This is a genomic window from Dyadobacter sp. BE31 (genome assembly GCF_031457695.1).
Classification (GTDB): Bacteria; Bacteroidota; Bacteroidia; order Cytophagales; family Spirosomataceae; genus Dyadobacter.
Map to the genome: position 1 here is coordinate 387,173 of NZ_JAVDXA010000005.1, position 20,356 is coordinate 407,528.

General features: G+C 47.9%; 15 protein-coding genes and 4 tRNA genes. 18 read left to right on the forward strand and 1 reads right to left on the reverse strand.

What is annotated here, in order from left to right:
• Window positions 1-101 precede the first annotated feature (101 nt).
• From J2Y43_RS24920 to J2Y43_RS25000, 17 genes are all read left to right on the forward strand, one after another.
• Complete coding sequence (locus J2Y43_RS24920) at window positions 102-692, forward strand: RNA polymerase sigma factor (RefSeq protein WP_309988154.1); 591 nt, start codon at window positions 102-104, stop codon at window positions 690-692.
• Entirely contained in the window at window positions 673-1,497 is an 825-nt protein-coding gene (locus tag J2Y43_RS24925; protein ID WP_309988152.1) for a hypothetical protein, read from the forward strand. The genes J2Y43_RS24920 and J2Y43_RS24925 overlap by 20 nt, the downstream gene beginning before the upstream one ends.
• Before the next feature lie 11 nt (window positions 1,498-1,508).
• Window positions 1,509-2,633 (forward strand): hypothetical protein, encoded by a 1,125-nt coding sequence (locus J2Y43_RS24930; RefSeq protein WP_309988151.1) that lies wholly within the window; start codon window positions 1,509-1,511, stop codon window positions 2,631-2,633.
• Window positions 2,634-2,797: 164 nt separating this feature from the next.
• Window positions 2,798-2,880, forward strand: a tRNA-Tyr gene (locus J2Y43_RS24935).
• A gap of 63 nt (window positions 2,881-2,943) precedes the next feature.
• A tRNA-Gly gene (locus tag J2Y43_RS24940) sits at window positions 2,944-3,016 on the forward strand.
• A gap of 97 nt (window positions 3,017-3,113) precedes the next feature.
• Window positions 3,114-3,185, forward strand: a tRNA-Thr gene (locus J2Y43_RS24945).
• A 164-nt stretch (window positions 3,186-3,349) separates the two neighbouring features.
• Window positions 3,350-4,537 (forward strand): elongation factor Tu, encoded by a 1,188-nt coding sequence (tuf, locus tag J2Y43_RS24950; protein WP_106595592.1) that lies wholly within the window; start codon window positions 3,350-3,352, stop codon window positions 4,535-4,537.
• 102 nt (window positions 4,538-4,639) lie between these two features.
• Window positions 4,640-4,710: transfer RNA gene (locus J2Y43_RS24955), tRNA-Trp, on the forward strand.
• 19 nt (window positions 4,711-4,729) lie between these two features.
• Complete coding sequence (gene secE / locus J2Y43_RS24960) at window positions 4,730-4,921, forward strand: preprotein translocase subunit SecE (RefSeq protein WP_015812909.1); 192 nt, start codon at window positions 4,730-4,732, stop codon at window positions 4,919-4,921.
• A 33-nt stretch (window positions 4,922-4,954) separates the two neighbouring features.
• A complete protein-coding gene (gene nusG / locus J2Y43_RS24965; RefSeq protein WP_015812908.1) occupies window positions 4,955-5,509 on the forward strand; it encodes a transcription termination/antitermination protein NusG in 555 nt (184 codons plus the stop codon).
• Window positions 5,510-5,584: 75 nt separating this feature from the next.
• Entirely contained in the window at window positions 5,585-6,034 is a 450-nt protein-coding gene (rplK, locus tag J2Y43_RS24970) for a 50S ribosomal protein L11 (RefSeq protein ID WP_019944910.1), read from the forward strand.
• 36 nt (window positions 6,035-6,070) lie between these two features.
• Window positions 6,071-6,769, forward strand: a complete 699-nt coding sequence (gene rplA / locus J2Y43_RS24975) for a 50S ribosomal protein L1 (protein ID WP_015812906.1) — start codon at window positions 6,071-6,073, stop codon at window positions 6,767-6,769.
• A 1-nt stretch (window position 6,770) separates the two neighbouring features.
• Complete coding sequence (rplJ, locus tag J2Y43_RS24980) at window positions 6,771-7,301, forward strand: 50S ribosomal protein L10 (protein WP_090381982.1); 531 nt, start codon at window positions 6,771-6,773, stop codon at window positions 7,299-7,301.
• An 89-nt stretch (window positions 7,302-7,390) separates the two neighbouring features.
• Entirely contained in the window at window positions 7,391-7,777 is a 387-nt protein-coding gene (gene rplL, locus J2Y43_RS24985; protein WP_223400673.1) for a 50S ribosomal protein L7/L12, read from the forward strand.
• 280 nt (window positions 7,778-8,057) lie between these two features.
• A complete protein-coding gene (rpoB, locus tag J2Y43_RS24990; RefSeq protein ID WP_309988147.1) occupies window positions 8,058-11,924 on the forward strand; it encodes a DNA-directed RNA polymerase subunit beta in 3,867 nt (1,288 codons plus the stop codon).
• Between the two features lie 81 nt (window positions 11,925-12,005).
• A complete protein-coding gene (gene rpoC, locus J2Y43_RS24995) occupies window positions 12,006-16,328 on the forward strand; it encodes a DNA-directed RNA polymerase subunit beta' (protein WP_309988145.1) in 4,323 nt (1,440 codons plus the stop codon).
• Window positions 16,329-16,485: 157 nt separating this feature from the next.
• Window positions 16,486-16,815, forward strand: coding sequence for a DUF3467 domain-containing protein (locus tag J2Y43_RS25000; protein ID WP_041736494.1), 330 nt, complete (start codon window positions 16,486-16,488; stop codon window positions 16,813-16,815).
• On the opposite strand, the gene J2Y43_RS25005 is transcribed toward J2Y43_RS25000, so the two are convergent.
• A complete protein-coding gene (locus tag J2Y43_RS25005; RefSeq protein WP_309988141.1) occupies window positions 16,816-19,677 on the reverse strand; it encodes a M12 family metallo-peptidase in 2,862 nt (953 codons plus the stop codon). It lies immediately after the preceding gene.
• A gap of 215 nt (window positions 19,678-19,892) precedes the next feature.
• Between J2Y43_RS25005 and J2Y43_RS25010 the strand changes: the two genes are divergently transcribed.
• Window positions 19,893-20,354: a (2Fe-2S)-binding protein gene (locus J2Y43_RS25010; RefSeq protein WP_106595588.1), complete on the forward strand. Its 462-nt coding sequence runs from the start codon at window positions 19,893-19,895 to the stop codon at window positions 20,352-20,354.
• Window positions 20,355-20,356: the final 2 nt, after the last annotated feature.

Consider the following 20,356-nt stretch of genomic DNA (forward strand, 5'->3'; position numbering starts at 1 on the left):
GATATTCGCATCAAAGCTAAAAAATATATCAAAAAACTTTTCCGGCACATGCAACCTCACGCGGAGGATTGCGCATCTTGCTGTCGAAACCACCAATTAGAATGGGTCGAATTTTAGCACTATTTAGCCAGGAAGCACAGCTTGTCAAAGCCCTCAGGAAAGAAGATCCGAAGGCGCAGCGACAGCTTTACGACAAGTACAGCCATAGAATGCTGGCTTTATGCTTCCGCTATGTATGCGACGAAATGGCGGCCGAGGATGTGATGGTGGAGGGCTTTTTGAAGGTTTTTGAAAAAATAAACCAGTTTAACAGCGAAGGAAGTTTCGAAGGGTGGATCAGGCGGATTATGGTGAATGAGGCGCTGGGGTATTTGCGGAAACAAAAGCGGATTCTGGAAGACAACCTTTCGGATGAAGCCAATAACATTGCCGATTACCTCCACGCCGATCAGAACCTGGAAACCGAAGAATTGATGGCGTTGATTGAAGCATTGCCGGTGGGTTACCGGACGGTTTTTAACCTCTACGCCATTGAAGGCTATGCACACATTGAAATCGCCCAGATGCTGGGTATTACCGAAAGTACATCGAAATCACAGTTGCACCGCGCCCGCGCATTGTTGCAGAAGATGGTGGCGGAATGGCAGAATGATTATAAAAAAAAAGTAGACTATGAAAAAGCATCCTGTTGATGATCTTTTCAAACGTAAACTCGAAGGATTGGAAAGAAAGCCTTCGGAAAATGCTTGGCTGAAAATTCAGGAGAAACAATCGGCGAGTCCCGTGCGGCGGCGCCCGGTTGTGTGGGGTTGGTATGCTGCGGCCGGTGTGGCTGCGGCGGTGATAGGAGGATACCTGGTTTGGCAGAATCAGCAGGGTGTTTCGCCGGGCGGTATCCAAACACAACAGACTGTTGCCGTGGTTAAGCCTGCGCCTGTTGATTCGGTGCTTCCGCCGATTGAAAAACCAGAAGAGGCGGTTGGGCAGTTAGCGGCAACGGAAGAAAACGATATTAAACCAGCTACCCATTTCGCCAAAATAGCCAAAACACCAAAAGCTACCCACCAGGTAATTGAAACATCGGTTGCTGATGCTGAGCCAATTCAGAATGCGCAGGTGGTGGCTATTGCAGAGAAATCAGATGTGCCGGTGAATACCATTCAACCCGGACAAATAAAAAGTCCTGTTGCACAGGATATAAAGACTTTGCCCGATGAGCCAGCTGTTAGCCGGGTAAGCAAGCCGGAACCCGAACCGACAAGAACGATTGTCGTTGCGGTAGAGACCGGTACTAATGAAGCGGAAGAGAAACCACGTAATACCCGTTTTGCAAGGGTTTTCCGTCAGCTCAAAAATGCGAGAGCAGGCGAGAAAGTCGACTGGGATGAAGTGGGTTTTAATCCAAAAAACCTTGTAGCACGTGTGGACGATCGCCTGCGTAACAAGGAAGACAGAAGTTCAGAAAAAGACCACCCTAAAGACAAGACAAAACTGTAATCTATTGTGCCATGAAAAGTAAAATATATGCAATGGCGGTGCTGTTTGTATTGGCAGCCATTGGCACGCGCGCCGGTTCGCTGAAATCCAACGATGAAAAACACTGGCGCCCTGGTATCCAGGACAAGGACTCGATTATCGTGACTTTCGGCGATAAAACGCGGCTGATCATTTACGGAGAGAACCGGACGGAGCTCGAAAAGATCATGAAGTACGACCTTAACGCGCTTTTGAAGGACCTGAAAATGAGATTGGACAGTACAAAGGCGGATACGACGTTCCTGCGGGAAGAATTCAATGGGAACAAATATCTGAAAGATGCTGATCAGGTGGCGGATAAGGACTACGTAAGGATTGGCCTTCGTGGTATTCATATCAAGGATGGGGACACAAAGGTTTCCATTGATGGCTCGGGTGTGGAGGTAAAAGAAGGTGACGAGGTGGTCGGGTCGGATTCGACTTACCGGCGCATCGGGAAACGGTTCCAGCGAAAGTCATGGGGGGGATCGAGCCCGAGGAAGGGTTTTAATGTCGCATTGGGGCTGAACACCTATGGTACGAATGAGGCTACGGCAGGTTTCAATAAATCGGATTACGACCTGAAACCATTCGGATCGCGCTACGTGAGCCTGGGTTATGTGGCCAGCGCAAGTGTTGCACGGGGTAAGAATGCCCGGCTACATCTGGACTTCGGCGTCGATTTTTCGTGGTACAACATGATGTACGACGGGAATAATACAATTGCCAAGACGGATGACGGGGTCGAGTTCCGGGATGTGGTGGACGACCAGGGTAAACCGGTGGAAGTAAGGAAATCGAAACTTGTGGTGCCGTACGTCAATCTCTCCGTTATGCCTACGCTAAGCTTTTCACACTCATTCATATCGTATATCAGCGCGGGTGCTTACGGCGGTTACCGGATCGGTAGTTACACGAAGGTCCGCAAGGTCGGAACGAAGGATGTGGACCACGACCGGCGTAACTTTTACATCGAAGATTTGCGCTATGGTTTAGCAGCTGAAATTGGTATCCGTAACTTTCCTGACTTCTTTGTGAACTACGACTTGAACTATCTTTTCGAAGCCAACCGGGGGCCGTCGGTCCGGATGCTGAGTTTTGGAGTGAGATTATTTTAAGTCGAAAAGTGCCCATGCGGCCTGGAATCGCTGTTTTTGATTCCAGGCCGCATTTTTTTTAATTTTTTTTTTCAAAAGAATTTGAGAATCTAAAAAATGGGTATAATTTTGCGACTCCAAATTGTGAAACAAACGGTTTTCACGCTTGTGTTGAAATGTTGTCTGGGGGTGTACCAGAGTGGCCAAATGGGGCAGACTGTAAATCTGCTGACTTATGTCTTCGGTGGTTCGAATCCATCCGCCCCCACAGTTTGAGTCTGAAAAAATGCTTCAATTAAGGCCAGTTTTTGAGGTAAAGACGAAAACAAATGCGGAAGTAGCTCAGCTGGTAGAGCGATAGCCTTCCAAGCTATAGGTCGCGAGTTCGAACCTCGTCTTCCGCTCAATTAGAAGCATCATCGAAGCGATTAGCGAAAACATTCAATAGATAACTTTCGCTAATCGCTTTTTGGTTCTAAGAACAATGCTTTTAGTAACAATGCTTTTGTAGCTCAGGGGTAGAGCACTTCCTTGGTAAGGAAGAGGTCAGGGGTTCAAATCCCCTCAAAAGCTCAGAAATTTTGAGTCTGCGAGATTCAAAAGAGCAGGTTGACCTGCGATGGTTTGATCCTGGTTTGGTAAATGATTGCGGTGTTTGATTGCAGTAAAGCCAGCAGGATCAATTAGTAGTGTATAATAAATTCGTAATAACTTTTAATTTTAAGCGTACTTAAGTCATGGCAAAAGAGACGTTTGACCGCTCGAAACCCCACGTAAATATTGGTACTATCGGGCACGTTGACCACGGTAAAACTACCCTTACAGCGGCGATTACAACTGTGTTGGCTGATAAAGGTTTTGCACAGAAACGCGACTTCTCATCAATCGACAATGCTCCTGAAGAGAAAGAGCGCGGTATTACAATCAACACTTCTCACGTAGAATACCAGACAGCCAACCGTCACTATGCGCACGTTGACTGCCCAGGTCACGCTGACTACGTGAAGAACATGGTAACTGGTGCTGCTCAGATGGACGGCGCAATCATCGTGGTTGCTGCTACTGACGGTCCTATGCCACAAACTCGTGAGCACATCCTTCTTGCTCGTCAGGTAGGTGTACCTCAGCTTGTTGTGTTCATGAACAAAGTGGACATGGTTGATGATCCAGAACTTCTTGAACTCGTTGAGATGGAAATCCGCGAGCTTCTGAGCTTCTACGAATTCGATGGCGATAACATTCCTGTAATCCAGGGATCTGCTTTGGGTGGTCTTAACGGCGAGCCTAAGTGGGTTAAAACGATCGAAGATCTGATGGAAGCTGTGGATACTTGGATTCCAATTCCTCCACGTATGACTGATCTTCCATTCTTGATGCCTGTTGAAGACGTATTCTCGATCACTGGTCGTGGTACTGTTGCAACTGGTCGTATCGAGCGTGGTGTGATCAACTCTGGTGATCCTGTGGATATCCTCGGTATGGGTGCAGAAGGTCTTAAATCAACCGTAACTGGTGTTGAGATGTTCCGTAAGATCCTTGACCGCGGTGAAGCTGGTGACAACGTAGGTTTGTTGCTTCGCGGTATCGACAAAGAAGAGATCCGTCGTGGTATGGTAATCTGTAAGCCAGGTTCAGTTAAGCCTCACCTGCACTTCAAAGGTGAAGTTTACGTACTGTCGAAAGAAGAAGGTGGACGTCACACTCCATTCTTCAACAAATACCGTCCTCAGTTCTACTTCCGTACCACTGACGTGACAGGTGAAATCTCACTTCCAGCAGGTGTTGAAATGGTTATGCCAGGTGATAACATCACTATCGAAGTGAAGCTGATCAACAAAATCGCTATGGAAAAAGGTCTTCGTTTCGCGATCCGTGAAGGTGGACGTACCGTAGGTGCTGGTCAGGTAACTGAAATTCTTGACTAATCAAGATAGCAATATTAAAACAAGTGCATTTCTTTTGGAATGCACTTGTTTTTTATAAAAAAGTCGTATCTTTGCAGCCCCGAATGGGCAATTGCACGATAAACGGGTGTAGTTCAAGGGTAGAATAGCGGTCTCCAAAACCGTTGATGGGAGTTCGAATCTCTCCACCCGTGCATAAATCGAAAAGGTGAAATGGAAAAATTTACTTCTTTTTTGAAAGCGTCCTGGGAAGAAATGACCCAACATGTGACATGGCCGCCTTTCAACGAGCTGCAAGCCAACACCACACTGGTGCTTGTAGGTTCGCTCATTTTTGCCTTCGTGGTAGGTGTAATGGATCTCGTATTTGAGAACGCACTGAAACTGTTTTACCAGTCTTTCTAAGGCTATTTTAGTAAAGATAACCCCCTGAAAGGTATGAGTAGTCTAAATTGGTTTGTATTAAGGGCAGTGTCTGGGCAAGAGAAAAAAATCAAGTCCTACATTGAAAATGAAATCACACGCCAGAAGCTAAATGAATTCGTTCCGCAAATCCTAATCCCTTCGGAGAAGATTTACGAAATGCGTAACGGTAAAAAGCGTGTACGGGAGAAGAACTTCTTTCCCGGGTACATTATCATTTCAGCCGATCTGTCCAAAGGGGAGGTTCTGCACATTATTACAAGTATTCCCGGCGTAATTGGTTTCCTGGGCAATGCCGAAGGAAATTCTAAAGTGCCTGTTCCTCTTCGCCAGTCGGAAATTAACCGTATCCTCGGTAAGGTCGACGAAGCAGAACAGCACGAAGAAGCGCCAAGCATGTCTTTCATCAAAGGCGAGACTGTGAAAGTCGTAGATGGTCCGTTCAGCGGATTTATCGGTCTGGTGGAAGAAGTATTCGATGAGAAGAAAAAACTCAATGTAGTTGTAAAAATATTCGGGCGTAATACACCCGTGGAACTCAGTTACGCACAAGTAGAAAAGGATAGTTGAGCGAATAGCGGGCAGGTAGGCTTCCAACTGCATGTGAGCCGCTAGTCAATCGATGAACCGACAAATTCCAAAACAATGGCAAAAGAAATAGGTGGATACGTCAAACTGCAGGTGAAAGGTGGCCAAGCCAACCCATCACCTCCAATTGGTCCTGCACTAGGATCGAAGGGTTTGAATATCATGGAGTTTTGCAAGCAGTTCAATGGCCGTACCCAGGATAAAATGGGTGTGGTATTGCCGGTAGTTATTACATACTACAAAGACAAGTCTTTCGACTTCGTCATCAAAACCCCCCCGGCCGCTATTCTTCTTCTGGAAGCCTCAAAAGTGAAAACAGGTTCGGCTCAGCCAAACCGTATTAAGGTAGGATCAGTTTCATGGGATCAAGTTAAAACGATCGCTGAAACTAAAATGCCCGACCTGAACTGCTTCACCGTAGAGTCTGCTATGAAAATGATCGCGGGAACGGCTCGTAGTATGGGTATCACCGTGGCTGGCAAGGCCCCATGGGAAGAAAACAACTGAGCGTAGATTTATAGATACGCCAAAGAAACAAAGAACATGGGAAAATTGACCAAAAAGCAAAAAGAAGCTCTTTCAAAATACGACGCAACCCAGGCTTATACCCTGGAAGCAGCTGCGGATGTTCTGAAAACGATTTCCTATACCAAATTTGATGCTTCCGTAGATATCGACGTTCGTTTGGGCGTAGATCCTCGTAAAGCTGACCAAATGGTGCGTGGCGTGGTAACATTGCCACACGGAACCGGAAAAGAAGTTCGCGTATTGGTGCTGTGTACTCCCGACAAGGAGGCAGAAGCGAAAGAGGCAGGAGCGGATTATGTTGGTCTTGACGAATACATTACAAAAATCGAGCAAGGCTGGACAGACATCGACGTGATTATTACAATGCCGAGTGTAATGGCAAAAGTAGGTAGACTTGGTAAAGTGTTGGGTCCTCGCGGTCTGATGCCAAACCCTAAGTCAGGAACTGTAACTCCGGATGTAGCGAAAGCGGTGAAAGAGGTGAAAGCTGGTAAAATCGACTTCAAAGTTGACAAAACAGGTATCATCCACACGAGCATCGGTAAAGTTTCTTTCGGAACTGACCAGCTTGCACAAAACGCAACGGAAGTTATCAATACTTTGGTTCGCCTTAAGCCTTCATCGGCCAAAGGAACTTACGTAAAAAGCATTCACTTGTCAAGCACGATGAGCCCGGGTGTTATTATTGACAAAAACACGATTCCAGGATTGTAATATGACACGGGAAGAAAAAGCAGTAATTATTGACGAATTAAGTCAGAAATTCGCCAGCACGCCATACTTCTACATTACCAACGCTACCGGTATGACCGTGAGCGAGGTAAATACCCTCAGAGGCCTTTGCTTCGAGCGTGGTGTTGAGTATCGTGTTGTGAAGAATACATTGATTAAAAAAGCGCTCGAGACATTAGATACAGACTATTCTTCTTTCGACGAAGTGTTGAAAGGATTTTCTGGAGTAATGTTTCACCCGGAGTCAGGTAAAGTTCCTGCGCAACTGATCAAGGATTTCAAAAAGAAATCAGGCAGCGACAAATTGAAGTTCAAAGGAGCTTCTGTTGATACTGCCCTGTTTGTTGGAGAAAGCCAGCTGGACGTTCTGATTTCTCTGAAATCGAAACAAGAACTGATCGGCGAAGTGATCGGATTGTTGCAATCACCTGCCAAAAATGTTATCGGCGCTCTTACAAGCGGCGGACAGAACCTGGCTGGTATCTTGAAAACTTTGTCTGAAAAAGAAGACTAATTAAATAGCCAGGCTTTGCTCCCCGGGTTTATAATTAAAGGAGCCTTTTTAAATCATCTTATTGTATAATCAAAAAAATCAAAATAAAAATGGCAGATTTGAAAGCTTTCGCAGAACAGCTTGTTAACCTTACGGTTAAAGAAGTGAACGAATTGGCTGCAATTCTTAAAGACGAGTACGGTATTGAGCCAGCAGCTGCTGGTGCAGTAATGGTAGCAGGTCCTGGCGCTGGCGCTGGTGCTGATGCTCCTGCGGTTGAAGAGAAAACATCTTTCGATGTAATCTTGAAATCGGCTGGTGCTGGTAAATTGGCTGTTGTGAAATTGGTTAAAGACCTGACTGGTCTTGGCCTGAAAGAAGCGAAAGAACTCGTTGACGGCGCTCCAAAACCTGTAAAAGAAGGTGTTGCTAAGGACGAAGCTGACGCTCTGAAAAAGCAACTTGAAGAAGCTGGTGCAGAAGTTGAAGTGAAGTAATTTGCTCCACAGCATTAGAAGATAAATTCTTAGGGAATAGGCCTGACAACCGTCAGGTCTTTTCCTGTTTTTGTATACAAACCAAACGAAAAGTACTTTTTTGTCGTTCTGGTTAGAGGCGGTGACGAGATCACTTCCAAAATCCCCTTCCGGTTTACTTTGTCCGAAACACTTCCTTACTCGTAGAATGGAAGAACAGGGACGGTTAACCTTTCTCTACGAGGCAATAGATTAGGTTAAAACTAATTAGTTTTTCTGCTAACCCAAATCACACATAGCCTTGGCTACTATTAATCCAAAAACACCAAGAAAGAATTTCTCTCGGATTAATCAGATTATCGATTATCCCGATCTTTTGGGAATCCAGGTACAATCGTTCCGTGATTTCTTTAGTCTGGATACATCGGTTGAAGACCGCTCCGGAGAAGGACTTTACAAAGTTTTCGCTGAAAACTTCCCCATCGCCGACTCACGCGAAAACTTCGTTCTCGAGTTCATCGATTACCTCCTTGAACCACCGAAGTATTCTGTCGACGAATCCATTGATCGCGGTCTGACTTATGCAGTGCCTCTGAAGGCGAAACTGCGTTTGATCTGTAACGACGCCGATCATGAAGAATTTGAAACCATTGAGCAGGAAGTATTCCTCGGAAACATTCCTTACATGACCGAACGCGGTTCGTTCGTGATCAATGGTGCTGAGCGTGTAATCGTATCTCAGCTTCACCGTTCACCAGGCGTGTTCTTCTCTATGAGCAAGCACACCAACGGTTCTAAACTATATTCTGCGCGGATTATTCCATTCAAAGGTTCCTGGATCGAATTCTCTACGGACGTGAACAACGTGATGTACGCGTACATCGACCGTAAAAAGAAGTTCCCGGTAACAACCCTTCTAAGAGCGATCGGTTTTGGATCTGATAAAGACATCCTCGACCTTTTCGGCCTTTCTGAGGAAATCAGTGCAACACCTGCGAACCTGAAAAAGGCAGTGGGACGCCGGTTGGCAGCAAGGGTTCTCCGTACATGGACTGAGGACTTCGTGGATGAGGACACCGGGGAGGTAGTATCTATCCAGCGTAACGAAGTGTTGCTGGAACGTGATTCTTCCATTTCGGCAGATGATATCGATGTGATCCTGGAATCAGGTCAGAAGTCGATCATCATGCACAAAGAGGACATGAACGTAGCGGATTATAACATCATTTATAACACGCTTCAAAAAGATAGCTCAAACTCCGACAAGGAAGCTGTTGAGCAAATTTACCGTCAGCTGCGTAATGCAGAAGCGCCGGATGAGCAAACTGCACGTGACGTGATCCAGAGCTTGTTCTTCTCGGATAAGCGTTATGACCTAGGCGATGTAGGCCGTTACCGTATCAATAAGAAATTGGGATCGGATACCAGCCTCGACGTGCGCGTTCTGACCACCGGCGATATCGTTTCCATCGTGAAATACCTGATCGGTCTGATCAATGCGAAAGCGGTAGTTGATGATATCGACCACTTGTCGAACCGTCGTGTACGTACCGTGGGCGAGCAGCTATATGCACAGTTCGGCGTAGGTCTTGCACGTATGGCGCGTACCATCAAGGAGCGTATGAACGTACGTGATAACGAAGATTTCAAACCTGTTGATTTGATCAATGCAAGAACATTGTCATCCGTAATCAACTCGTTCTTCGGTACCAACCAGCTTTCTCAGTTTATGGACCAAACTAACCCATTGGCTGAGATTACGCACAAACGTCGTATGTCGGCACTCGGGCCAGGTGGTCTTTCCCGCGAAAGAGCAGGTTTCGAGGTTCGTGACGTTCACTACACCCACTACGGGCGTCTGTGTACGATCGAAACGCCGGAAGGTCCGAACATCGGTCTGATCTCGTCACTTTGCGTATTTGCGAAAGTGAACGGCATGGGCTTCATCGAAACACCTTACCGTGTGATCGATAGCGCTGGTAAACTGACCGACGAGCTGATCTATATGACAGCGGAAGAAGAAGATTCCAAATACATCGCACAAGCCAATGCTTCTGTGGATAAAGAAGGAAACTTCACCGTTGATAAAATCAAAACGCGTTTCGAAGGTGACTTCCCGATGGTGGATCCTTCGCAAGCATCCTATATGGACGTTGCGGCCAACCAAATCGTATCAGTAGCGGCTTCATTGATTCCGTTCCTCGAACACGATGATGCTAACCGTGCCTTGATGGGATCTAACATGCAGCGCCAGGGTGTGCCTCTGTTGCGTCCGCAGGCTCCTATCGTAGGAACCGGCTTGGAACGCCGCGTGGCAATGGACTCCCGTGCATTGGTAGTAGCAGAAGGCGACGGCGAAATCGAATTCGTGGATGCGAAGAAGATCGTCGTGAAATACGACCGTACAGACGAAGATCGTTTGGTGAGCTTCATTGACGACAGCGTTTCCTACGACCTCGTGAAATTCCGTCGTACCAACCAGGACACTTGCTTGAACCTCCAACCAATGGTGTTGAAAGGTCAGAAAGTGAAAAAAGGCGAACCGCTTTGCCAGGGTTATGGTACCGAAGGTGGTGAGCTTGCATTGGGCCGTAACCTTTTGGTTGCATTCATGCCTTGGCAGGGATACAACTTCGAGGATGCGATCGTAATCTCCGAGAAAGTAGTACGCGACGATATCTTTACTTCAATCCACATTGAAGAATTCGAACTCGAAGTGCGTGATACCAAACGCGGAGAAGAAGAGCTGACTGCTGAGATCCCGAACGTAAGCGAGGAAACTGTGAAGAACCTCGACGAAAACGGTATCGTACAAGTTGGTACAGAAGTTAAAGAAGGCGATATCCTGATCGGTAAGATCACTCCAAAAGGAGAATCTGATCCTACTCCGGAAGAAAAATTGCTTCGTGCGATCTTCGGTGATAAGGCCGGTGATGTGAAGGATGCTTCGAAAAAGGCACCACCATCGATGAAAGGTGTGGTAATCGATACCAAACTGTTCTCCCGCCCAACCAAAGAAGAGCGTGCAAAACACAAAGACGAGCTTCGTCTGTTGATGAAAAAATACAGCCGCGACCTGACTGCATTGCGCGGTCGTGTGATCGACAAACTGGTGACGCTGACTGACGGCAAAACCAGCTCGGGTGTAAAACATAAATTCGGTGACGAGCTGATCAGCAAAGGAATGAAGTTCAACGTGAGAAACATCTCCGAGAACCTGTTCCCTGCAAACAACCCGTATCGTGACGAAAGCCAGTACGCAGTACCAGAAGAGGTTAACCTCATCGGTGACGTATTGACTGACTCGTGGACAGAAGATGCTGACACCAACCGTCAGATCTCACTGGTGTTGAAAAACTACCTGAATGCCCGCAGCGAAGTAATGGGCCGCTTCAAACGCGATCGTTTCGCATTGGAAGTTGGTGATGAGCTACCTGCCGGTATCGTGAAACTTGCCAAAGTTTACATCGCTAAGAAGCGCAAGCTGAAAGTGGGTGATAAAATGGCGGGTCGCCACGGTAATAAAGGGGTTGTTGCCCGTATCGTTCGTGACGAAGATATGCCATTCCTGGAAGACGGAACTCCGGTAAACATCGTGTTGAACCCACTTGGGGTACCTTCACGTATGAACATCGGTCAGATTTACGAAACGATTCTGGCATGGGCTGGTCTGAAACTCGGCCGTCGTTACGCGACACCGATCTTCGACGGCGCAACAGAAGCGGAAGTAGCTGCCGAATTGAAAGAGGCGGGTCTGCCGGCTTGGGGACGTACTTATCTGTACAATGGTTTGACTGGTGAGCAGTTCGACCAGCCGGTAACAGTCGGTCTGATGTATATGATGAAACTGGGCCACTTGGTTGACGATAAAATGCACGCGCGTTCTATCGGGCCATACTCGCTCATTACCCAGCAACCATTGGGTGGTAAAGCGCAGTTCGGTGGACAGCGTTTCGGTGAAATGGAAGTGTGGGCGCTTGAAGCGTTCGGTGCATCGCACATTCTTCAGGAGATCCTTACGGTGAAATCCGATGATGTGGTGGGCCGTGCCAAAGCGTACGAAGCGATCGTGAAAGGTGAAAACCTTCCGAAACCAAATATCCCAGAGTCATTCAACGTACTCGTTCACGAGCTTCGTGGACTAGCATTGGAGATTACACTGGACTAATTTCTAGTCGTTGGCGCGGGCAACCGCGCCATAGAAATGCAATTGAATTAGTTTCGACTAACAGACAAACGACTCTTTATTATGTCTTTCAAAAAGAATAAAAAATTAAACAGCGACTTTTCCAGAATGACGATCAGTCTGGCGTCACCGGAGTCTATCCTAGAAAGCTCCTTCGGTGAAGTAACCCAGCCTGAAACCATCAACTACCGGACCTACAAGCCGGAGATGGGCGGTCTGTTCTGCGAGCGCATTTTCGGTCCTGTAAAAGACTGGGAATGTCACTGCGGGAAATACAAGCGCATTCGTTATAAAGGAATCATCTGTGACCGTTGTGGTGTAGAGGTAACCGAGAAAAAGGTTCGCCGCGAGCGCATGGGTCACATTGAACTCGTGGTTCCTGTTGCCCATATCTGGTACTTCCGCAGCTTGCCGAACAAAATCGGTTACCTGCTGGGACTTTCTACCAAGAAACTTGACCAGATCATCTATTACGAACGGTACGCAGTTGTTCAGCCAGGTATCAAAGAAGAGGACGGCGTTGGCTACCTCGACTTCCTGACCGAAGATGAATACCTCGATATCATCGACAAGCTCCCACGCGAGAACCAGTTGCTTCCTGACACGGACCCCAACAAATTCATCGCGAAAATGGGTGCCGATGCATTGGAAATGCTGTTGAGCCGCATTAAACTCGACGAACTTTCTTACGAGCTCCGTCACCAGGCTGCTACCGACACTTCCCAGCAACGTAAAGCGGAAGCTTTGAAACGTCTGAAAGTGGTAGAAGCATTCCGTGATGCGAATACCCGTATCGAAAACCGCCCTGAATGGATGGTGATCAAAATGGTACCGGTTATTCCACCAGAATTGCGTCCGCTTGTGCCCCTGGATGGTGGCCGTTTCGCGACTTCGGATTTGAACGACCTTTACCGTCGTGTGATCATCCGTAACAACCGTCTGAAACGCCTCATCGAGATCAAGGCACCTGAGGTGATCCTGCGTAACGAAAAACGGATGTTGCAGGAAGCGGTTGACTCCCTTTTCGACAACAGCCGTAAAGTGAACGCGGTACGTTCGGAAGGTAACCGTGCTTTGAAATCACTTTCAGACATGCTGAAAGGTAAGCAAGGCCGTTTCCGTCAGAACTTGCTCGGTAAGCGTGTCGACTACTCTGGTCGTTCGGTTATCGTGGTAGGTCCTGAATTGAAGCTGCACGAATGCGGTCTTCCTAAGGATATGGCTGCCGAGCTTTTCAAACCGTTCATTATCCGCAAGCTCATCGAGCGGGGTATTGTTAAAACGGTGAAATCAGCGAAGAAGATCGTAGACCGTAAGGATCCTGTGATCTGGGATATCTTGGAAAACGTTTTGAAAGGACACCCTGTGCTCCTCAACCGTGCTCCGACACTTCACCGTTTGGGTATCCAGGCATTCCAGCCTAAACTGATCGAAGGTAAGGCGATCCAGCTTCACCCATTGGTGTGTACGGCATTCAACGCCGACTTTGACGGTGACCAGATGGCGGTACACGTACCACTGGGCCAGGAAGCGGTATTGGAAGCCTCGATGCTGATGCTTTCTTCGCATAACATCTTGAACCCTGCCAACGGTGCGCCGATCACGGTACCATCTCAGGACATGGTTTTGGGTCTGTATTATGTGACAAAAGGTCGCGTAAGCACCGAGCAATATCCTATTCAAGGCGAAGGCAAAATCTTCTACGGTCCGGATGAGGTTATCATCGCGATCAACGAAGGCAAGCTTTCGAAACATGCGAATATCAAATGCCGCGTTCGCGTTCGTAACGAGGACGGTACATTTGAAATTAAGCTGATCGATACCGTTGCAGGTCGTCTCCTGTTCAACCAGGCTGTTCCTGAGGAAGTTGGTTATATCAACGAATTGTTGACCAAGAAAAAACTTCAACAGATCATCGGTTTGGTGTTCAAACAGGCTGGCGTGGCCCGTACGGCACAATTCCTTGACGAAATCAAAGAACTTGGTTTCCAAATGGCCTTCAAAGGCGGTTTGTCAATGGGATTGGACGATGTAATGGTTCCAAGTGAAAAAGAAAAACTCATCGAGCAAGCGAAAGGCGATGTTGAAAACGTCTGGAACAACTACCTGATGGGTCTTATCACCGAGAACGAACGTTACAACCAGGTGATCGATATCTGGACGCGCGTTAACTCACGCATTACAGAAACGTTGATGAAGCAGCTGGAAACAGACAAAGGCGGATTCAACTCAATCTATATGATGATGCACTCCGGGGCCCGCGGTTCCCGCGAGCAGATCCGTCAGTTGGGTGGTATGAGGGGTCTAATGGCCAAGCCTCAGAAAAACATCGCTGGTGGTGCCGGTGAAATCATCGAAAACCCGATTCTTTCTAACTTTAAAGAAGGTCTCGACGTTTTGGAATACTTTATCTCTACCCACGGTGCGCGTAAAGGTCTTGCCGATACAGCGTTGAAAACTGCGGATGCGGGTTACCTGACCCGTCGTTTGCACGACGTTGCACAAGACGTGGTAGTAGTAGAAGAAGACTGCGGCTCGCTCCGTGGTATCGCGATCTCAGCATTGAAAGACAATGAGGATATCGTAGAACCATTGTCGGAGCGTATCCTCGGCCGTGTGAGCGTTCACGACGTGTTCGATCCGTTGACCAACGAATTGATCCTTACATCCGGACAGGAAATCACGGAAGAGATCGCGGCTTATATCGACGAAACAAGCCTTGAAACTGTCGAAATCCGTTCGGTACTGACTTGCGAAACCCGTGACGGTGTTTGTGCGAAGTGCTACGGACGCAGCTTGGCGTCTGCCCAGATGGTAAACATCGGTGAGGCAGTGGGTGTAATCGCTTCCCAGTCAATTGGTGAGCCGGGTACACAGCTGACACTCCGTACATTCCACGTGGGTGGTACGGCTTCCAACATTTCTGTTGAAGCCAACATCAAAGCGAAATTCGACGGTTTGATCCAGTTCGAAGACCTTCGTTTGGTACAATCTGTTAATTCAGAAGGCGACGAGGTAACCGTAGTAATGGGCCGTTCAGGTGAGGTGAAAATCGTTCACCCTGAAACGAAACAACTACTGATCTCGAACAACGTACCTTACGGTGCGCATTTGCAAGTGAAAGAAGGCGATACCGTATTCAAAGGACAGGAACTTTGTACCTGGGACCCTTATCACGCGGTAATCCTTTCTGAATTCACAGGAACTGTATCTTTCGACGCTATCGAAGAAGGTATCACATTCCGTGAAGAATTTGACGAACAAACAGGCTTCCAGGAGTCGGTGATCATTGAAACACGTGACAAAACCAAAAACCCGGCTATCGTGGTGAAAGGTAAGTCTACCTTGTTGAAAGATCAGACTGAAAAAGGTTACAACCTTCCTGTCGGAGCGCGTCTGGTTGTGAAGGCAGGTGCAGCTATCAAGGCTGGTCAGCCGCTGGCGAAAATCCCACGTGTTGTTGGTAAAACACGCGATATCACGGGAGGTCTGCCACGTGTGACCGAATTGTTCGAAGCACGTAACCCGTCCAACCCTGCAACGGTTTCTGAAATCGACGGTGTAGTATCTTATGGTGGCGTAAAACGCGGTAACCGTGAAATCCATATCGAATCGAAAGACGGAACACAGCGCCGTTACATGGTACCTCTTTCGAAACACATCCTCGTTCAGGATGGTGACTTCGTAAGAGCCGGTGACCCGCTTTCCGACGGTGCTATTACCCCTGCGGATATCCTTTCTATCAAAGGACCAACCGCGGTGCAGGAATACCTCGTGAACGAGATTCAGGAAGTATACCGTCTGCAAGGTGTGAAGATCAACGATAAGCACATCGAATGTATCGTACGCCAGATGATGCAGAAAGTGGATATCCTGGACGCTGGTGACACCAACTTCCTCGAAATGCAGGCTGTCGACCGCGTGGTATTCCGCGAGGAAAACGACAAGATCCTCGACATGAAAGTGGTTGAAGACGCTGGTAGCTCCGAAACATTGAAGCCGGGTATGATCATTTCAGTACGTCGTTTGCGCGATGAAAATTCGAGCTTGAAACGTCGCGACCTGAAACTGGTTACTGCTCGTGATGCACAGGCTGCGGTTGCAAGACCAACGTTGATGGGTATTACACAAGCTTCTTTGGGTACCGAAAGTTTTGTTTCTGCGGCTTCATTCCAGGAAACAACCAAAGTATTGAGCGAAGCGGCTGTTCGTGGTAAACGCGATGAACTGAAAGGCTTGAAGGAGAACGTGATCGTAGGTCACCTGATCCCGGCCGGTACAGGTATGCGTGTATACGAAAACCTGATCGTTGGATCGAAAGAAGAATACGATGCGCTATCCGATTCTCGCGAGAGACAATCACGCAAGAAAAAAGAGTTGGCGTAATCCAGCCGAATAGGAGTAAACAAAGAGCCGGCCTGCATTAGCGGGACCGGCTCTTTGCTTTCCAGGCCCGGCATGGAAGGCCGGGCTTTTCCAAGCCCGGTATTTTTAGTAATTTCCCCACCCAAAGTAAATTCGATAGCGCAGCTAATTAAAACCAATGAAAGAAGAAAACAAGGAGAACGAACAACAGATTAATGTGGAGCTGTCGGAAGAAATGGCCGAAGGTGTGTATTCCAACCTGGCGATGATCGCCCATTCCAACAGTGAATTTATTCTTGACTTTATCCGCCTCATGCCAGGCGTTCCGCGTGCGAAGGTAAAGGCCCGCATAATCGTAACGCCCGAGCACGCAAAGCGCCTCGTAGCCGCATTGCGCGACAATATCCAGAAATACGAAGATCAATACGGCCCCATTCAGAATTCGCAGGACAGCGAGCCTACATTCAATTTCCCGATCAGTTTCGGGGGGCCGGGTGGCGAGGCATAATCAATCCTTCACGATTTTCCAGGACCGTTTATGACCATTGTGGACGGTCCATAATACATAAATTCCTGCTCCGAGGTTGCTGATATCCCATTCAGTCAGTTTTTCGCGGACTTGTTTCGACGCCAGGATATTGCCCCGGATATCGGCAATGTGGTAAGAATCGGGCTTGCTATTGTGCTCGGCATACTGAATTAAAATTCTATCCGAGCTCGGATTGGGATAAACGCTCACCTTGGGCAAAGACGGCTCGGCAATGCCCGTAATAGGCTCGGGAACTATCTGTGCCAACTTAGCGAGTCCATAGATACCAGTGAGCCAGATATTGTCGCTCGCGTCGATATCCATACTGGTTGCGAATTCCAGCAGAGGAATATCCTCGCCTGTTTTCTCCCACTCCGATCCGTTGTATTTCAAAATACGGGTTTGCAAGCCCCATACCATAGTGTAGAGCTCACCGGACGGAGAGCTGGCGATCGATCGGATCGCGCCGCCCGATACCAGTGGATCCCGCCCGTCCAGCACAGTCCATTTTTGTTTATCCCACAATGATACGCGATTTCCCATCGCGATCGGGTCGTATTGCAGAATCATGATTTTTCCATCAGGACTAAGTGCAAACGAATCCATCCCGAGTAACAGCTCCGGATGGGTCGAGGAATTAATCCGTTCTATGTCTGAACCGGAAACCGGGTCGATCACCGTAATTTCAGCCTGTCCCTTGTAGTTGGCTGCAAGAATCCACGCCTTGCCCGACATTACGACTACTTTCCTGATAAACCAGTCTCCGGGAAATGATTTCAATGGGGCCAGGGTATTGTTGATTTCCTTGTAAACTACTGAATTGCTCCAATAAAGCCGATGGGACGGATTGTACCCTGCAATGCCGCCGGTGAAATTAAGGGGACTAAGCGGCGTGGGATTCGATGGCTCGTCATCACGAAATTTGGTCCTGACAAAGCTGCTGATGTTTCGAAAACTCGTAAACTCGATATTCAGACTATCATCTACCTGAAACGGGGCGGGCAGATCCATAGAACCAAGAAGCCCGTCGGTATTGCCCCTATTAAAAGCCTGATAACGGAAATCTTTCTGATCTACACGCACAAAGCCCTTGGTCCGGGATGCCATCCATACGTTCTTGGACGTCAGAGCAATCTTTGGATAGGCATAGTTGAATACATCCGGTGCCAATGGCGACAGGAATGTAAGGCCGGCTGGAAGCGTCGTATTTGCAGTGGAAAAAGAGAATGTATAATCTATGGTTTTCGTTTTGGGATAACCGTTATCGCTCTCGTTCCATTCTTCCAGCTTGAAAAACAGATTTGTATTGGGTGGAAGATTTGAAACCACGTCCGTTACCGGACCAATATGGTCATATTCCTTCATAAAGACAGCATCGCTAAAATCATGATTGTCAGCGATGCTCACCCTTACCTTCACACGGGAAGACGGCGGACTATACGCAAACGGGAAAGTCGTCGGAGCATTTTGGTAAAAGGGGATCGACAATGGAAACGTTCGGGAAGGATTCACGGAAAAGAAGCCTGACTCAGACCATTTGCTTTGTCCCTGAGCATTAACCGCCCGCACTCTCCATTTGAGCATTGTGGGCAGATTCGCCGTGTATTGTGCTTCCGAAGTAGTTGAAACAATCTTAAGATACGGGTTTTCGAATGAGGCGTCGGTCGGATTTCCAATCTGTATTTCATAACTCGTTGCACCAGGAACGGCGGCGTACGACAATTTCACAACCGTACCCATTGGAAAAATAGGTGGTGTTGCCGGGACATTGATTTCAGGAGGCGGAAGCTTGCCCGAACCTGTGCTGACTGTAACAGGCTGCGACCACGAAGATGCGCCGAAAGTGTTAACAGCCCTTATTTTGACGAATAGAGTATTGGCTACCCCAACTCCCCTGACCTGGAAACCGTTGAATGCAACGGAAGCGGTTTTTGAATTGGAAAAGTCAGCGCTTGGGGCGTAAGTGACTTCATATGAAAGTGCGGTAGGTGAAGGTTGCCAAAAAAGGAAATCCCCCGGAGCTACCTGGGCATTGGCACTTAATGCGGGAGTTGCCGGAATGCTGCGGATCTTTGAAAACAGTTGGTCGGCGTGGTCCCGCATAATGGCCTGACACAACGGATGGAAAGTCGACTGTTTCGTGCAGTAGCTCATGAGCGTTCCCGACCGGTCTTGGAGCGTTTCAAGTGCTTTATCGTAGCAATCGCCCTCAGCATTTACACAAAAGTCGATAGGGCCGCCGGGCCAATTGCAGTTGTGCGTGTGGAGCGATGCAAAATTGTGCCCGAATTCATGCATGGCTACTTGCGGATTACCCAGTGGCGATACACTCGCTTTTCCATTCAGGTTTGCCACGCCTCCTGCGCCTATGAGCGTTTTTGTAAAAAGATACGCCTTCTTATCAAAGTCCGGATTTACCGGAGCCATGGCTTCGAGAATGCCAATTATTTGAAAAATGTCGTATGTGCTACCGAAGGGGTCGGTATCGGGATTTTTGAAAATGCGGATACCCGTAACCACCATCCGCGTGTTGATCTCCCTTTCGTAAACCTCCGAAACCTTTTGAATGTCTTCGTGAACCTGTCGGTAAATAAGGTTTGTGTCCTTCTCGAACTGGACGTAGGTCTGATAGTCGATTTCAACCGCTATCCGGCAGACGTTCATTTCACCTGCGCCTGTGCGGGCTTGCTGCTCTTGCAGGATAGTCGGCAGCATGGCCATTTTGTCGAGAATCACTTTGGGTAATGCATCGTCGCTGGTGCCGCAGACCACCGGTTTTTGCTGAGCAAAAACCGTGGATAACGAAAGAAACAGTATTAACGGAAGATAGAGAAAACGCATACTGATAGGAAAGGGGCAGCTAATATCAATTTAAGTAACCAAATTATACTATTTATGTGAAACTCCTGATTTACACAGATATATAAATTTATCCTATGTATCGTCGGAGCGAAATGTAAGCAAGGCTACATCGCTATCAATCAGGCACTTCGCGAATTAAGAGTTTGGCTTCCTTAGTGTTTTTTTTGTAACTTTTTGGCAAACTCTTAATCACCATGGCATTATTCAAACTTTCAATCAACAATCGTGCATACAGCGCAGACGTGGAGGGTGATACCCCGCTGCTGTGGGTATTGCGCGATAATCTGGGCCTTGTAGGCACCAAGTACGGGTGCGGGATCGCGCAATGCGGCGCTTGCACTGTTCACCTGGATGGCAAAGCCGTCCGCTCCTGTGTATTGCCTGTGTCGGCGGTGGGCAAAGCAAAGGTGACCACGATCGAAGGGTTGTCGGAAAAAGGAGATCACCCGGTTCAGAAAGCGTGGGACGAAGTGGATGTGGCGCAATGCGGATATTGCCAGGCCGGCCAGATTATGACGGCCGCGGCATTCCTCAAAGAAAAGCCCAAACCAACCGAAGAGGAGATCGTCGGAGCGATGAGCGGCAACCTTTGCCGTTGCGGAACCTACCACCGCATTCGCGAGGCCGTGAAAGTTGCAGCTTCTAAAACCAATTAACC

Excerpts from the sequence above, each read along its gene's own strand:
- J2Y43_RS24920 (WP_309988154.1), top strand. The coding sequence starts at position 102 with ATGGGTCGAATTTTAGCACTATTTAGCCAGGAAGCACAGCTTGTCAAA.
- J2Y43_RS24925 (WP_309988152.1), top strand. The coding sequence starts at position 673 with ATGAAAAAGCATCCTGTTGATGATCTTTTCAAACGTAAACTCGAAGGA.
- J2Y43_RS24930 (WP_309988151.1), top strand. The coding sequence starts at position 1,509 with ATGAAAAGTAAAATATATGCAATGGCGGTGCTGTTTGTATTGGCAGCC.
- tuf (WP_106595592.1), top strand. The coding sequence starts at position 3,350 with ATGGCAAAAGAGACGTTTGACCGCTCGAAACCCCACGTAAATATTGGT.
- secE (WP_015812909.1), top strand. The coding sequence starts at position 4,730 with ATGGAAAAATTTACTTCTTTTTTGAAAGCGTCCTGGGAAGAAATGACC.
- nusG (WP_015812908.1), top strand. The coding sequence starts at position 4,955 with ATGAGTAGTCTAAATTGGTTTGTATTAAGGGCAGTGTCTGGGCAAGAG.
- rplK (WP_019944910.1), top strand. The coding sequence starts at position 5,585 with ATGGCAAAAGAAATAGGTGGATACGTCAAACTGCAGGTGAAAGGTGGC.
- rplA (WP_015812906.1), top strand. The coding sequence starts at position 6,071 with ATGGGAAAATTGACCAAAAAGCAAAAAGAAGCTCTTTCAAAATACGAC.
- rplJ (WP_090381982.1), top strand. The coding sequence starts at position 6,771 with ATGACACGGGAAGAAAAAGCAGTAATTATTGACGAATTAAGTCAGAAA.
- rplL (WP_223400673.1), top strand. The coding sequence starts at position 7,391 with ATGGCAGATTTGAAAGCTTTCGCAGAACAGCTTGTTAACCTTACGGTT.
- rpoC (WP_309988145.1), top strand. The coding sequence starts at position 12,006 with ATGTCTTTCAAAAAGAATAAAAAATTAAACAGCGACTTTTCCAGAATG.
- J2Y43_RS25000 (WP_041736494.1), top strand. The coding sequence starts at position 16,486 with ATGAAAGAAGAAAACAAGGAGAACGAACAACAGATTAATGTGGAGCTG.
- J2Y43_RS25005 (WP_309988141.1), bottom strand. The coding sequence starts at position 19,677 with ATGCGTTTTCTCTATCTTCCGTTAATACTGTTTCTTTCGTTATCCACG.
- J2Y43_RS25010 (WP_106595588.1), top strand. The coding sequence starts at position 19,893 with ATGGCATTATTCAAACTTTCAATCAACAATCGTGCATACAGCGCAGAC.